Origin of the sequence: uncultured Paraglaciecola sp., assembly GCF_913020055.1 — a bacterium.
Lineage (GTDB): Bacteria > Pseudomonadota > Gammaproteobacteria > Enterobacterales > Alteromonadaceae > Paraglaciecola.
This window is the reverse complement of the sequence record NZ_CAJWCF010000016.1, coordinates 39,020-54,026: the sequence shown is the minus strand read 5'-3', so window position 1 is coordinate 54,026 and position 15,007 is coordinate 39,020. Positions and strand designations below refer to the sequence as shown.

Below are 15,007 nucleotides of genomic sequence, written 5' to 3'. Positions count from 1 at the left end.
GATTGGTCTCTCTTGGTCGAAAGATCGGATCTTGGAACAGGCATTTAGTTCAATTTCTTAAACAGGATTCAGGTTAATTAATGATTAATGGCCTCAATTAAGAGAAAAGCATTCCGCCATTAATATCAATATTGTTACCAGTCATATATGAAGATTCATCAGAAGCTAAGAAACCAACCAGTTTAGCTACTTCTTCTGAACTACCTTCTCTTTTTAAACAAGTATTACCAGCAACTACAGTACGCACTGCTGCAGGAGTGAAAGTATCGTGGAATCCGGTATCGATTATTCCAGGGCATACACCATTTACGCGAATATCAGGGCCAAGCTCTTTAGCTAAGCCACGAGTGAAGGTCATGACAGACCCTTTAGAGCTTGCATAGGCAACTGCTCCGCCACCGCCGCCATCACGACCTGCTTGAGACGCAAGTGTAACAATTGAGCTACCTGCAGCTAAATGGGGGATACAAGCTTTAGACATCATAAACAAAGATGTCATATTTAAGTTCATAACATTGTTCCAATGTTCGATACTCATGTCTGCAATTTTAATACGTGCAAGTAAACCACCAGAAACATGAACAAGGCAGTCAATTTTACCGAAAGTGTCTAGTGTTACTTTTACTGTTGCATCAACGCTTGCTTGGTCAGTCAAATCAGCCTGAAGGGCTAATGCTTTTCCTCCAAACGCTTCGATTTCTGCCACCGCACTTTCTGCAGTAGTTTTACTTGAATGGTAAGTAATTACGACATTAGCACCACGTTGTGCTAATTCGATTGCACAAGCGCGACCTATATCTCTTCCGCCACCAGCAACTATTGCCACTTTGCCTTTCATTGTCATAAAGTTCTCCACTAAATCTAACTAGATAATTAACATTTAACCAACAACTAGCAACCAACAGACATAGCGCAAAGTCTTATCAAGATGACGAACCAATCAGGCTCACAACACAAAAATAACCAATCAACCATCAACTGTCAACCAATTATTTACCATTGGTAATACCAATGATCATTTACTTTAAATTTAACCTTGTTAATTCGATGTTACGAGCAGTACTGCTCAAGTATGGATGTAGGATATTTTCTAAGCCTCTGGGGGGACATTTATTAACATTCCTGATGTGTAAGCAGGGTCAGATTTTTATTACCAATAAAATTAAGATCCTGCAAAGTATATCTTAAGTCTACTTTACTGATAACATCTGATTTATTTTTAAAGGCTTATTTGTGAAATCTACACACCCTCAACATTCTCGAGCAAGTTTCTTTCGTAGGTTAGCTGCCATGGTATATGACGTATTAGTAGCCGTTGCTGTAGGTATGTGCGCCGCTATGATTATGTTGATAGGTATGCTGCTATTAATAGAAAACAATATATTGGGCAATCAAGGTAATGAGCATTTTAGCGATCTGATTCGACACTCATACAGCTATCAACTTACCTTACAAATTTGGGTCGCCTTATGGGTTGTAGGCTTTTTCCTCTGGTTTTGGCGTAACGGTGGTCAAACTATCGGTATGAGGGCTTGGCGATTACGCTTATTTAGCACTTCTGATAAACCTTTTGGCTATAGAAGAGCATTTTTGCGTCTAATCTTTTCGTTTGGTGGTTTAGGCACCTTGCTGGTTTTATTCGATTTTAAGTCAAAACAATCATTACAAGATAGGATTGCCAATACTGAAATTTTGGTACTAAGCAAAGAAGATAACCATCATGAAGCTTGGAAAAAGATACAAGAATAAGTAAACCAGTACTTCAAAGGAATGGTGTTAACCTTTCCTTTGAAGAAAATACACCGAAAAAGAGGCAAACACTAAACTTGGTAAGACTGCCCCAAAAAATGGTGGAAGTTGATAAACCAAACTTATAGCACCGAACACTTCGTTGCTCACAAAAAAGCCAAAACCTGTCAACACCCCTAATATCACCCGTGCGCCCATAGTCACACTGCGTAAAGGGCCAAAAATAAAAGACAATGCCATCAACAACATGACTCCCACAGACAAAGGTTGAAGTACTTTTCGCCAAAAGGCTAACTCGTAACGACTGGGATCCAGACTATTACTATTACGGTAATTGACATATTCAACTAACCCTCTAATCGACAGAGCTTCAGGCTTCACCGTCACTACGCCTAGTTTGTCTGGCGTCAGAGTAGATCTCCACACACCGTTTTCTAGTTGCTCGTAACGGATCCTGTCGTCGCCAATAAAGGTGTACTTAACTTGTTCTAATTGCCAACCATTTTCACTGTAGTTAGCTTGTAATGCAGTGGTAATTTGCCTGAGCACCAAATTTTCATCAAACTCATATACATTCACTCTGCGCAAAGTATAGGTATCGACCACTTCACCAATACTAACGAAGTTGTCACCATCTTTTGCCCAAGTTATTTTATCAGACGCAAATAGACTCCCGCCTGAAATCGCCTGAGTACGGATTTCTTTGGCTTTTGTTTCTGTAATGGGTGCAACCCATTCACCTATCGACATGACAAACAACACCATCAACAATGCTGATTTCATAGCTGAAGTGATAATATTCCAACGACTTTGACCCGCAGCTTGCATCACAACTAATTCACTGTTGCTAGCCAAAACCCCCATGCCTATCAATCCACCAATAAGTGTGGCCATGGGGAAAAATTGCTCCAGCTCTCTGGGTAAACTAAGCAAGACATAAATAGCGGCAACAGCCATATCATAACTACCACGCCCCACTTGCTTCATTTGTTCAATAAATTTAATTAGGGCACTAAGTCCCACCAACACGCTCAAACTCAAAGCGGTTGTTGCTAGCAACGTCTTCGCTATGTAGACATCTAATATTTTAAACACGGGCGTCCCCTTTTATTCGAGCGCGAAGTTTTACGCCCAAGGGCCTACCTTTAAGCAACAAGGCCGCTCCAATAGATAGCAGCACCGCATGCACCCACCACAACCCTAGTTGAGACGGAATATTGCCATCTTCTAAAGCCTTCCGCCCTGCCATGAGCAGCATAAAGTAGCCAAGATATAACATCAGAGCAGGAAACATTTTTCCAAAACGACCCTGCCTTGGATCAGCCGCACTAAGGGGCACAGCAATCAGTACCAAAAAAGGCAAAGATAAAGGAATAGCAATACGCCAATGTAACTCAGCTAGGGCGTCGATAGACGGATCTGCTATTAAATCTTTGGTTGGATAAGCACTTAGTTTTCGTCGCTTTCTTTCTGCATGTTGTTCTGCAATTTGGATTTGATATTCTTCAAACTCAACCACTCGATAATCTTGCCGCCCCAATTTTCCCTCATATTGTTTGCCTTGGTTAAGTATCAGTTTCTGTGCGCCATTGGCTTGCTCTTCAATCCCACCACTGTTGGCGTAGACAATACGCACGTTTTCAGAATCTGAGTCACTGTCTCTTTGTGCGAGAAAGACTTTTCTTAAGGGTGTTGGGCCATTATCGATATCATGTACAAATATGACCGCTTGCTGATTGACCGTTTGCTGGAAACGTCCTGGGATCAAACTTGTTAAGCTACTTTGAGCACCGACTTTTTCCTCTAGTTGATAAGTACTTTCAATAGATAGAGGTGTTAACCACATAGTTAAGCCAGCCGTTAACAAAGACATAAACAGTGCTAAAATCAACATCACTCGGGTGATATACCATTCGCTAATACCACATGCTCGCATCACGCTCATTTCGCTATCTACGTACAAACGGCCATGTGCCAACATTATCCCCAAAAAGAGACTAAGTGGCAAAACAAGCGACGCTAAAACGGGCATATGTAAAGCCAAAAATCCTAGTACCAAGCCAGCAGGGATTTCACCTTCTGAGGCATCAGCTAGGACTCTAACAAATTTTTGTGTAACAAAAATAGCCATCAACAGCAAAAAAATTGCCACTTGAGACTTCAATGTTTCTTTCATTAAATAGCGAAAAATCAGCACAACACATCCAAGGGAAAGTAGTATTTTTAGTGGCACTATGGGAAATTTTAAGTAAACTTAACGTTTTCACAAGTTTAATTTATAAAGTGTGCGTTTTTAAAGCACTTAGCCAAGATCCTATTTACAGATTATGTCCGGCTAAAGTTAATCTTACAATAATATAGCTGCATAACCCAATATCACCTTTCGATTATTAATTAAAAGGGCGAATGGCTGCAGTATTACTCATCATATGACGAGGATTCAAAGTGGAATTTAGCGTAAAAAGTGGCAGTCCAGAAAAGCAACGTAGCGCCTGTATTGTTGTAGGTGTATTTGAGCCTAGACGCCTAACATCTGTCGCCGAACAGCTGGATATTATCAGTGAAGGTTATATTAGCAACCTACTGAGAAGAGGCGATTTAGAAGGCCAAGCTGGTCAAATGTTACTACTTCATCACGTGCCTAATATATTAAGTGAGCGAGTATTATTAGTTGGATGTGGCAAAGAACGCGAATTAGACGAACGCCAATACAAACAAATTATCTCTAAAACCATAAAGACCCTGAATGAAACAGGGTCAATGGAAGCTGTGAGTTTCTTAACCGAATTACACGTTAAGGGTCGCGACACTTATTGGAAAGTGCGTCAGGCAGTAGAAGCCACGCAAGACTCTCTTTATACGTTTTTACAACTTAAAACTAAAAAAGGCGAACTACGCCGACCATTGCGAAAAATCGTTTTTAATGTGCCTACACGCCGCGAGTTACCAATTGGTGAACGTGCACTTGAGCATGGATTAGCCGTTGCCCAGGGTGTTAAAACGGCAAAAGATGTGGCGAATATGCCACCCAACATCTGTAACCCTAAATATCTTCTTGAGCAAGCTGAGGGTTTTGCTGCAGTTTACGACAATCTGCACGTGAGCTCAGTGAATGAGAAACAAATGGATGAGTTAGGCATGCACTCCTACTTAGCCGTGGGCCGTGGTTCGGTAAATGAGTCAATCATGACCATCATGGAACACAAAGGTGGTCCATCTGGACAAGCTCCTATCGTATTAGTCGGTAAAGGGCTCACATTCGATTCCGGTGGTATTTCTATTAAACCTGGTGAAGCCATGGATGAAATGAAATATGACATGGGTGGTGCAGCTGGCGTATTAGGTGCAATGCATACTATCAGTGCACTAAACCTACCGATTAATATTGTCGGTATTCTCGCTGGGTGTGAAAACATGCCCGATGCCAACGCATATCGCCCTGGTGATATTTTAACAACCATGTCTGGTCAAACAGTTGAAGTGCTTAATACCGATGCCGAAGGCCGTTTAGTATTATGTGACGCATTAACTTATGTAGAACGTTTTGATCCAGAATTGGTTGTGGATGTTGCTACATTGACCGGTGCTTGTGTAGTGGCTTTAGGTAAACATGCCTCTGCCGTGTTGAGTAACCATAATCCTCTTGCTCATGAGTTGATCAATGCTTCTGAACAAAGTGGTGATAAAGCTTGGCGTTTACCTTTATGGGATGAATACCAAGACCAAATCGAAAGTCCTTTTGCCGATATGAGTAACCTCGGTGGTCGTCCTGCTGGCACTATTACTGCGGCCTGCTTCTTATCTCGTTTTACTCGAAAATATAACTGGGCCCACATGGATATTGCGGGTACAGCTTGGGTTGGCGGTAAAAACAAAGGGTCAACCGGTCGACCTGTACCTATGTTATCTCAGTTCTTAATGAACCGAGCAGGTATTGAAACAGAAGATTAATCTGGCCTATTAGGAACCACTTCGTATATGTCAAATGTAACGTTTTATCTGCTTGATGAAACAGACGACACACACCAACAGCCAGCGCACTTTGCGCTGGCTTGTTTGTTGGCGACCCGCAGTTATCGACAAAAACAAAAATGTTTAGTGTATTGCCAAGATCAAAAACAAGCGGAGCAATTTGATGAGTTGTTATGGCAGTTGCCAAACGATGCGTTTGTCCCGCACAACTTGACTGGAGAAGGCCCAGCTGGCGGTGCTCCAGTTGAAATATGTTGGCAAACACCCAAACAATTTAATCGTCCAATATTGATTAATTTGACCGAAAACATCCCTGATTTCCATCAACGATTTAGACAAGTCATTGATTTTGTGCCTGCAAAAGAGCAACTCAAACCACAGGCCAGAGAACGATATAAACAATATAGAGCGGCAGGCAATCACCTAGATACCCTGCCCGCCTCAAGCATTAATGAGACACAAAACAATGGATAAGACATTTAATCCACAAAATATAGAACGCGACATATACCAAAAATGGGAAGACAGCGGACAATTTAAACCTTCTGGTGAAGGCGTGCCTTACAGCATCATGATCCCACCGCCAAACGTAACAGGCAGCCTACATATGGGCCATGCGTTTCAACAAACTATTATGGATACTTTAACCAGATACAAACGAATGTCTGGGAATAATACCTTGTGGCAAGTGGGCACCGACCATGCAGGTATCGCAACTCAAATGGTCGTAGAGCGTAAATTAGCCGCAGAAAATGGTCCTACTCGCAAGGAGTTAGGACGCCAAGCCTTTATCGATAAAATTTGGGATTGGAAAGCCGAGTCAGGTAATACTATTACCAATCAAATGCGCCGCTTGGGTGCCTCAGTCGATTGGGATCGTGAACGTTTCACCATGGACAAAGGGCTTTCCAATGCAGTAAATGAAGTATTTGTCCGCCTACATTCAGAAGACTTAATCTATCGCGGTAAACGACTGGTTAATTGGGATCCCAAATTACACACTGCAATATCTGATTTAGAAGTCGAAAACAAAGATAAAAAAGGCCATATGTGGCACTTCCGTTATCCATTAGCTGACGGGGTAAAAACTTCAGATGGTAAGGACTACCTAGTAGTAGCCACAACTAGACCCGAAACCATGTTAGGTGATACTGGCGTAGCGGTTAACCCAGAAGATCCTAGATACAAAGACCTAATTGGTAAATTTATTGATTTACCTTTAGTCGATCGTCGTATTCCTATTGTGGGTGACGAACATGCGGATATGGAAAAAGGCACGGGTTGCGTGAAAATCACTCCAGCCCATGATTTCAACGATTATGAAGTAGGTAAACGTCATCAATTACCGATGATCAATATTTTGACTTTTTCTGGTGAAATTCGTCAACAAGCTGAAATATTCGATACCAACGGTGAAGCAAGTGATGCACTGAGTTCAGTTTTACCTGAAGAATTTCAAAATTTAGACCGTTTTGCCGCCCGTAAAGCCATAGTCGCTAAGTTTGATGAAATAGGCTTATTAGGGGAAATAAAAGACCACGATCTGACTGTACCTTACGGCGACAGAGGCGGAGTGGTAATTGAACCCATGTTGACTGACCAATGGTATGTGCGCGCAGCACCGTTAGCCAAAGTAGCCGCCGACGCAGTCACCAATGGCGAAATTGAATTTGTGCCTAAACAATACGAGAACATGTACTTCTCTTGGATGAATGATATTCAAGACTGGTGTATATCACGTCAATTATGGTGGGGCCACAGAATACCAGCTTGGTATGACGAACAAGGAAATGTTTATGTGGGCCGCGATGAAGCAGAAGTACGTGCAGAACATGGCTTAGCCGAAGATATTGCTCTAAGACAAGATGAGGATGTATTGGATACTTGGTTCTCATCTGCGCTCTGGACATTTTCTACCTTAGGTTGGCCTGAAAATACTGAAGACTTAAAAACCTTCCATCCCAGTGATGTGTTGGTGACTGGTTTTGACATTATTTTCTTCTGGGTAGCCAGAATGATAATGATGACTATGCATTTTGTTAAAGATGAAAATGGCAAACCACAAGTGCCTTTTAAAACAGTCTATGTAACAGGGCTGATCCGTGACGATGATGGCAATAAAATGTCTAAATCTAAAGGTAACGTAATCGATCCATTGGATATGATCGACGGTATTTCTCTCGAAGATTTACTTGAAAAACGTACCGGTAGTATGATGCAGCCGAAAATGGCTGAAAAAATCAAGAAACAAACTGCGAAGCAATTCCCTGACGGTATTGAATCCCACGGAACAGATGCATTACGTTTTACTCTAGCGGCGCTTGCCTCTACCGGACGTGATATCAATTGGGATATGAAACGTCTAGAAGGCTACAGAAATTTCTGTAACAAATTATGGAATGCCAGTAACTTTGTATTGATGAATACCCAAGAGTTTGATTGCGGGTTTAAATCAAATCCCAATATGACCTTTTCACTTGCCGACAAGTGGATCATGGGGCAATACCAAAACACCGTAAAAGCCTATCGCGGAGCTATGGATACCTACCGTTTTGATATTGCCGCACATACATTATACGAATTCACCTGGGATCAGTTTTGCGGTTGGTATATTGAATTAACCAAACCAGTATTGTTGCAAGGAAACGAAGAACAACAGCGTGGTACAAGGCATACTCTTGTCACAGTCTTGGAGTCTTTACTTCGACTAATGCATCCAATCATGCCGTTTATCACTGAAACTATTTGGCAAGATGTGTCCTCTGTGGCTAACTGTCATTCTGCCACTATTATGAATCAGGCCTACCCTGAATATGAAAGTGACAAGGTTGATCTTGCGGCGATGGAAGATTTAGAGTGGGTGAAAGGTTTTGTATTATCCATTCGCACTATCCGTGGCGAAATGGACATTGCACCAAGTAAACCTTTATCGGTCTTACTGCGTAATACATCTAATGAAGACATCAGACGACTTGAAGAAAATACGATGTTCTTACACTCAATTGCCAAGCTAGAAACGGTGACAGTATTAACTGAAGGAGAGCAAGCACCAGCTTGTGCTACATCGTTATTAGGCTCACTTGAAATTATGATCCCCATGGCTGGCTTAATTGATAAAGATGCTGAATTAGCCAGAATTGCTAAAGCACTTGATAAACTAGAAAAAGACTTTGCGCGTACACAAGGCAAACTTGCAAATGAAAAGTTTGTAAGTAATGCACCAGAAGCAGTCATTGATAAGGAAAAAGCTAAGCTTGCTGATTTTACTATGCAAATTAGCAAACTGCAGGAGCAAAGCGTTAGCATTGAATCTTTATAAAATATAAGGTTGAGCAAAGGAGCTGTTATCAAGAATGCTAACACCTCCTTTGCTAAAGAAGTAATGTTGCAAAGAATCGTTTATTTTTTAAAGGAAATGAAAAATTGGCCAAGAGTTTTCGACTTTTAATTGTCCTGCATGCACTTTTGTTGAGTACGCTGTTAAGTGCTTCTTCAACAACTGAAAAACAATTAACCTTAGTATTTGCCGGTAACATGCCAGACATTGGTGTACATACCTATGGCACTTACGCAGGCCTAGCAGGCTTACTAGAAGAAATGAGAAGACAAGACACCCCGACTATATTTACATTTGCTGGGGGTAGTTTAGGGCCAAGTCCTTTGTCCAGTTTAGACCGAGGTTCGCACATCATTGATATTCTAAATACCTTAGAACCTGATTTAATGACCCTCACCAAACGAGAATTTAGCTATTTCGAAGATGAGCTCACGTTGCGTTCTTATGAGGCGGCCTTTCCAATAGTCAGCAGTAACCTTTATGACCCAATGATTAGAGGTAATCTAGAAGGCATTTTATCCAGTTTATTAGTCGAAAAAGATAACACAAAAGTGGGTTTTATTTCGATTCTAGACGAAGAGGTAGTGGAGGAGTATCTGCTTAAAAGAGTCAATGTATTTGAACCTCGACAGGTTATTCAGGATCACATTGCCGCTCTTAAGAAACAAGGCGCCGAATTAGTGGTCTTGGTTTACTCAAAAGAAAGGGATTATTACCAAACTCTCATAACTGAAAAACAAATAGACTTTGCATTGAGAGTAAGGCCAACAGGCCAAATTAGCATCGACCAGCTTCAACAAAACAAAGTCTATTCAATTTCGTACAAAGAGCCATTCATGTTACTTAAAATGAATTGGAATACTAACAACCAAGTGAAAAACCTGACGATTGATACACCGAAAATTTATTACTCAAATTTGCCCTCGATACCAACCACTTCATTATTGGTTGACGAATATAATCAAAGGCTGAATAGACTACTGGATCAAAAAATTGGTTTTTTTGGTACTGAAATACATACAACCAGAAGTCTAGTTCGAACGAAAGAGATGCCTTTTGGAAATTTTATAGCTGACGCACTAAAAGACTATGCTAAAACAGACGTTGGTTTAGTCAATGGAGGAATAATCCGTGGTGATAAAAGTTATACAAAAGGAGCTATCATAAGCCGCAGAGACATAGCCACTGAGTTACCTTTTAGAGCACATGTGGCAGTCTTGACTTTGACAGGAGCACAATTAAAACAAGCATTAGAAAATAGTGTCAGTGAAGTCGAAAATGCGAAAGGCAAATTTTTGCATGTTTCAGGTATATTTTTTACTTATTCCCTTGAAGAACCTGCTGGTAATCGAATAAAAACGTTACTCGTCAATGGAAAAGAATTAAAGCCTCAACAAGATTATACCGTCGCCACGTCTGATTATTTAGCTAATGGAGGGGATGGTTACGAAGTATTTGTGAACGCACTACACAATGATAAATTCACTCAAATATCGCCATTATTGTCTGATATTGTGATCCGTGTGATACAACAGCAAAAAACTATTTTTCCTAAAATTGAATCAAGAATTAAGCAGGTGACTCAATGACTGTATCAACTGCAAAAAAAGGGGCTCGTGTTTCACTTGTTAAGGTATTTAGTGCGGGTTTAATAGGGATATTGTTTGTCTTTATTTTACTTAGTTATTTTACTTTTACACGTTTGCTTAGTTTTGAATCAACACTGACAGATGTATCTGATAAATCTTTACCCAATCTAATACGAATTAGTCAGCTCTATAGTCAATCAGCCAAACTCTTAGAATCAACTGAGTTTCTATCAAAAGCGACATCAAATGCGTCAAAACGTTTAGCCGAAAAACAACTCCAAACTAACTTAGTTAATATTCGTAAGGCCGCCGATGAAATTTTCGAAAATGAATTTTTAGATACCCAGTTAAACACAATAGCTATAGAACTAGATGAATTATCTGCTTTGATAGAAGACCGCCTGATAACTAACAATAATATCGAATTATTAACGACCAAAATGTATAGACTGAACGTTCAGTCTGTAAGTTTTGAAAACCCCAGTTCTTCCTCTTGGGTACTTGGATTTTCGCAAGCTTCAGTGAATGTTGGCAGAGCATTAAATGAGAAAAAGCTGCAACGTGTGAGGTTTTTGTTTAATCAATTAAGTGAGCAGCTTAATGAATTAGACGTCATTTCTTCCAAAGAACAGAATCAGACAGTTAGAAATCAATTAACTAAGCAGTTTAAATCATTACTGTTTAGTGAGAATGGACTGGAAGCGTTAAAAATAAAATCGCTTCGCTTGGAAGGTAGGGCCATTGGCCGAGAAAATTTTGTACATAACTTAATTGAAGATTACGTTGCGCAGTTGGGGTTTGTTACCAACGAGACTGAAAAAAACATTACTAGTCAGGTTGCCCTGTCTGTTACAGAAATGAAAAAACAAACGCACCTGATAAGATTCATTTTGATTGGTGGTGTCGTTTTTCTGCTAATAATCGTCATATTATTTCAACAACGAGTACTTAAAAGGATCCGTATTTTCAACCAAATAGTTCGCAACAAAACTCAAGGATCTGAATATCAAACTATATTGGATGGTAACGACGAAATAACCGATTTAGCTGAAGCTTTCAAAGAATTCACCCAAACAATTGAGATACAAAAACAAAAACTTGAACAATTATCCATGTTAGACGGGCTAACTAGCATAGCTAACCGAAGAGCTTTAGACATCCGCTTAAAACATGATATTGAATTATCTGTTAGGCAAAAATCTAGTATCTCCTTATTACTCATGGATATAGATTGTTTCAAATTGTATAACGATAATTATGGTCACTTAAGAGGCGATCAATGTTTAAAGGATGTCTCTAAGGTTATTTCTGATTCACTGCAAAGAGAAAGCGACTTTGTTGCCAGGTTTGGAGGAGAAGAATTTGTTTGTGTACTGCCAAATACTGATTCAAAAGGGGCACAGGACATTGCAACACACATTATTGAACAACTAAAAAACAAAGCACTACCACATGAATACAGCAACGTAGCGGATTACGTGACTATAAGCATTGGCATTGCTACGTCACAGCCCAATGCTATATTAACGCCAGAAGCACTGATTAATCACGCCGATTCAGCCCTGTACAATGCTAAAAAAGCAGGCAAACAATCATATAGTCTTTATTCTTCGACTATTCCGTTGGAATAGTCGACTTTTTATCATTTTTATTTTGCACTTTTTTGCGATTCGAACTCATCATCAAACCAACGTTTCAGCATGTTCTTTTCATAACGCAAAGATTCACTCTTAAAAAAGTGATTGCTGCGGTCGAGAAAAGACATATCTTTGAGTTTAACCTCTGCTTGTTGTAACACTTGACCAGACTCATCTAACAGCTGATAACTAAATTTAATCCGTGGTATATCGATACTCTTAATAATTCGCACATCAGATGCACTGTGCCCCAAACCAATGTGGGAGGCAGGCCAAACTTGACCGGCTAAATCAAGATCAGTTACTTTCATGAGTAATCTTTTATTCTCTGGCAATTCCATCGCCAATTCATTCATATATTCATTGATACGTTTAAAGGTCGCTTCTCTAAACCTTTTACGTGACTCATTACTCGGTCTAACATCTCGGTATTTTTCAGGTTTGTCCCACTCAATTTCAACCTTTTCTTGGGCCACTATTTGACTAGATAAACCTAATGCCACTGCTGAAATAATAAATTTAAATAAAATTTTCATAATAACCCCTCGTTAAGGTGTACCCCAGTATTGCTCTGATACATGAATATATACTGAATCTGAGCAAATAAGTTACAAACAATAAAAAAAGGCCGGTTTTCACCGACCTTGGATGACGACTTGGGTCAAGCCATCAAAAAACGCAAAAACTAGATCGTTAACACTGATTAAAAAGGCCCGAATACTTTGGCATCTTCAGTCCAAGTGGTATGCCACACGTTATTACCATGAATGTAATAAACGTTTTCACCATGGATAACACTTCTGTCCTGCCATCCAGATGTATAAGGTTGCTCACTCATGTCTGGTAGCACTTCACTCCTTTGAATTAAATCTGGACTGTTAGATGTGGTATCGACTTCAAGCAAGATTAAACTATTAGTCGGCGCCCAAAAACGTGCAAATCCATCAGAAGGCAAGTTCCAGCTTTCAATAGGTAAAGCAAATTGATAACTACCATTGTTATTTAACACAGATAAAACACGGTAGTCATATTCAACGGGGGTGTAACTGTTGGGTTTAACAATGCTATTAACTTCAACCGGGTTCGCAGGGTCAGACACATTAAACAAACTAATTTTCATACCTTCTTCAGTCACGGGTTCTTCAGCAACGTCTCCATCAAGAGGGATATTATTGACGTTAACTTGTTGGCCTATTCCGAGAAGGTAGCCGTTATCTAATGGGTGTAAATAACTCGAAAAACCAGGGATTTCTAACGAGCCTAACACCTTCGGGTCACTGGGATTGGCTAAATCAACTACATACAGAGGGTCTATTCTTTCGAAGGTGACTATGTAACCTTTGTCTCCCATAAATCGTACCGCATAAATGTCTTCACCAGGCTTGCCTATAGGTTCAGGGTGCGTTTCATTCGGCAAACTGGCTAAGATAGCCAACTCACTGCCCTGCTGATTCAAGATTGAAAGTCTATGTTCAGGCTCTCCTGTGCTGTAATCGCTGGTTACTATGCGTAAATTATTATCTTTTTCGCTTAGACGCAGATTAGGCGACCCTCGCCATCCAATAATGCCACTAATCTTGCCTGATGCCTGATAGGTCAAATCAGAGTCTAGCGACACTTTATGTAAGACAGTTTGATTATCTACCGTTGAGCTTAGATACAGGTTCGCATCGGACATATACAACATACTTGCCACCGAACTAATGCAACTCGAGTGAATATCACTAGGGGCAGCTAAGTTAATTCTGCTGACGGTCAAAAGATGGGCATACCCATCCTTATCAGTTGCTTGAGCCGGGATGACACAGTCTTCAGTTGAATTTAAAGGCGTGCCTTCATCATCATTTTGATAAACTTTGGGCATAATCTGAGAATCTGGAGTGTCCAAAATAGCCAAATAATTTGCCAACAACTCTTCTTCTGTGACGGCATTAGGATTGAGGCCCTCAATATAAGCGGTATAACTGGTCACTATATACAAGTCATCATCAATCCGTCGACTCGATACAATAGCACCATCAATTTTGATGTTACTCACGACACTCGGGTTACTCGGCACAGAAGTGTCGTAAATATCGACACTCAGTTTTTGATCATTAGGCAACCAAGGGGATGGTGCAAAAGAAAGGGTTTCATAGGTATAAATTTGAGTATTGGTGCTTAACACCGCCAATTTATCATTATGTTGATACATACCCTCTATATTTGAGTTTTCATCTGAAAGAGGTAATTCGGCGACTGAACTTAATGAGAAATCATTTTGTCTTTCTAACACTCTCACTCTTGACTGATAGTTTTTTTCCTCTGTCCATTGGGCATAGGCAGCTAAATACAGTATATCTCCGTCATATTCTATACGGTCTGCTTCATCGACCCCTAACTCTTGAGTATTGGTAGTAGAAAAGTCTGCACTTGCACTATCTTGGCTCTCTGTTGGTTCAACCACTCCTTCTTTATAAGTATTGGCATAATCAAATGCTGCCGAATAAATACCATTTTTAATAAAACGACTAACAGATTGTTTCCCAGCCTTAACGAGTGGCCCATCAAAGGAAGTAGCAGAATTAAGCAAAGGAGGCTCAGTAGGTCTTTCAATTACTTGTTCAGTAATATCTGGCTGAGTATTATCTGAACAAGCCGCTAAGACAAAAACCAGCATCAGAATGATAGCCAAACACAGCAAATCACCAATATTGTTTCTTTTAGGTTGAAACATATTCAAA

Annotated in this window: 11 protein-coding genes; 6 read left to right on the top strand and 5 right to left on the bottom strand. The window is 40.2% G+C overall.

What is annotated here, in order from left to right; genetic code table 11:
- Window positions 1-97 precede the first annotated feature (97 nt).
- Window positions 98-844 (bottom strand): SDR family oxidoreductase, encoded by a 747-nt coding sequence (locus QZ488_RS05420; RefSeq protein ID WP_293746787.1) that lies wholly within the window; start codon window positions 842-844, stop codon window positions 98-100.
- Between the two features lie 389 nt (window positions 845-1,233).
- Here QZ488_RS05420 and QZ488_RS05415 point away from each other — a divergent pair, with 389 nt between their 5' ends.
- Window positions 1,234-1,749, top strand: a complete 516-nt coding sequence (locus QZ488_RS05415) for an RDD family protein (protein ID WP_293746786.1) — start codon at window positions 1,234-1,236, stop codon at window positions 1,747-1,749.
- Between the two features lie 27 nt (window positions 1,750-1,776).
- Here QZ488_RS05415 and lptG read toward each other — a convergent pair whose 3' ends face one another.
- Entirely contained in the window at window positions 1,777-2,844 is a 1,068-nt protein-coding gene (gene lptG / locus QZ488_RS05410) for an LPS export ABC transporter permease LptG (RefSeq protein ID WP_293746785.1), read from the bottom strand.
- A complete protein-coding gene (gene lptF, locus QZ488_RS05405) occupies window positions 2,837-3,946 on the bottom strand; it encodes an LPS export ABC transporter permease LptF (RefSeq protein WP_293746784.1) in 1,110 nt (369 codons plus the stop codon). The genes lptG and lptF overlap by 8 nt, the downstream gene beginning before the upstream one ends.
- 248 nt (window positions 3,947-4,194) lie before the next feature.
- Between lptF and pepA the strand changes: the two genes are divergently transcribed.
- The 5 genes from pepA (at window position 4,195) to QZ488_RS05380 (ending at window position 12,278) form a co-directional block, all read left to right on the top strand.
- Entirely contained in the window at window positions 4,195-5,700 is a 1,506-nt protein-coding gene (gene pepA / locus QZ488_RS05400; protein ID WP_293746783.1) for a leucyl aminopeptidase, read from the top strand.
- Window positions 5,701-5,727: 27 nt separating this feature from the next.
- Window positions 5,728-6,195: a DNA polymerase III subunit chi gene (locus QZ488_RS05395; protein WP_293746782.1), complete on the top strand. Its 468-nt coding sequence runs from the start codon at window positions 5,728-5,730 to the stop codon at window positions 6,193-6,195.
- The gene (locus QZ488_RS05390) at window positions 6,188-9,040 is read left to right on the top strand and encodes a valine--tRNA ligase (RefSeq protein ID WP_293746781.1); all 2,853 of its coding nucleotides are present in this window, start codon (window positions 6,188-6,190) and stop codon (window positions 9,038-9,040) included. Before QZ488_RS05395 ends, QZ488_RS05390 begins: the two co-directional genes overlap by 8 nt.
- A 104-nt stretch (window positions 9,041-9,144) precedes the next feature.
- Window positions 9,145-10,647, top strand: coding sequence for a 5'-nucleotidase C-terminal domain-containing protein (locus tag QZ488_RS05385; RefSeq protein WP_293746780.1), 1,503 nt, complete (start codon window positions 9,145-9,147; stop codon window positions 10,645-10,647).
- Entirely contained in the window at window positions 10,644-12,278 is a 1,635-nt protein-coding gene (locus tag QZ488_RS05380) for a diguanylate cyclase (RefSeq protein ID WP_293746779.1), read from the top strand. Before QZ488_RS05385 ends, QZ488_RS05380 begins: the two co-directional genes overlap by 4 nt.
- Before the next feature lie 17 nt (window positions 12,279-12,295).
- Here QZ488_RS05380 and QZ488_RS05375 read toward each other — a convergent pair whose 3' ends face one another.
- The gene (locus QZ488_RS05375) at window positions 12,296-12,820 is read right to left on the bottom strand and encodes a DUF3016 domain-containing protein (RefSeq protein WP_293746778.1); all 525 of its coding nucleotides are present in this window, start codon (window positions 12,818-12,820) and stop codon (window positions 12,296-12,298) included.
- A 167-nt stretch (window positions 12,821-12,987) separates the two neighbouring features.
- Window positions 12,988-15,000: a beta-propeller domain-containing protein gene (locus QZ488_RS05370; RefSeq protein ID WP_293746777.1), complete on the bottom strand. Its 2,013-nt coding sequence runs from the start codon at window positions 14,998-15,000 to the stop codon at window positions 12,988-12,990.
- Window positions 15,001-15,007 lie beyond the last annotated feature (7 nt).

Coding starts and splice junctions, on each gene's coding strand:
- QZ488_RS05390 (WP_293746781.1), top strand. CDS start 6,188: ATGGATAAGACATTTAATCCACAAAATATAGAACGCGACATATACCAA.
- QZ488_RS05375 (WP_293746778.1), bottom strand. CDS start 12,820: ATGAAAATTTTATTTAAATTTATTATTTCAGCAGTGGCATTAGGTTTA.
- QZ488_RS05370 (WP_293746777.1), bottom strand. CDS start 15,000: ATGTTTCAACCTAAAAGAAACAATATTGGTGATTTGCTGTGTTTGGCT.
- QZ488_RS05395 (WP_293746782.1), top strand. CDS start 5,728: ATGTCAAATGTAACGTTTTATCTGCTTGATGAAACAGACGACACACAC.
- QZ488_RS05420 (WP_293746787.1), bottom strand. CDS start 844: ATGACAATGAAAGGCAAAGTGGCAATAGTTGCTGGTGGCGGAAGAGAT.
- QZ488_RS05380 (WP_293746779.1), top strand. CDS start 10,644: ATGACTGTATCAACTGCAAAAAAAGGGGCTCGTGTTTCACTTGTTAAG.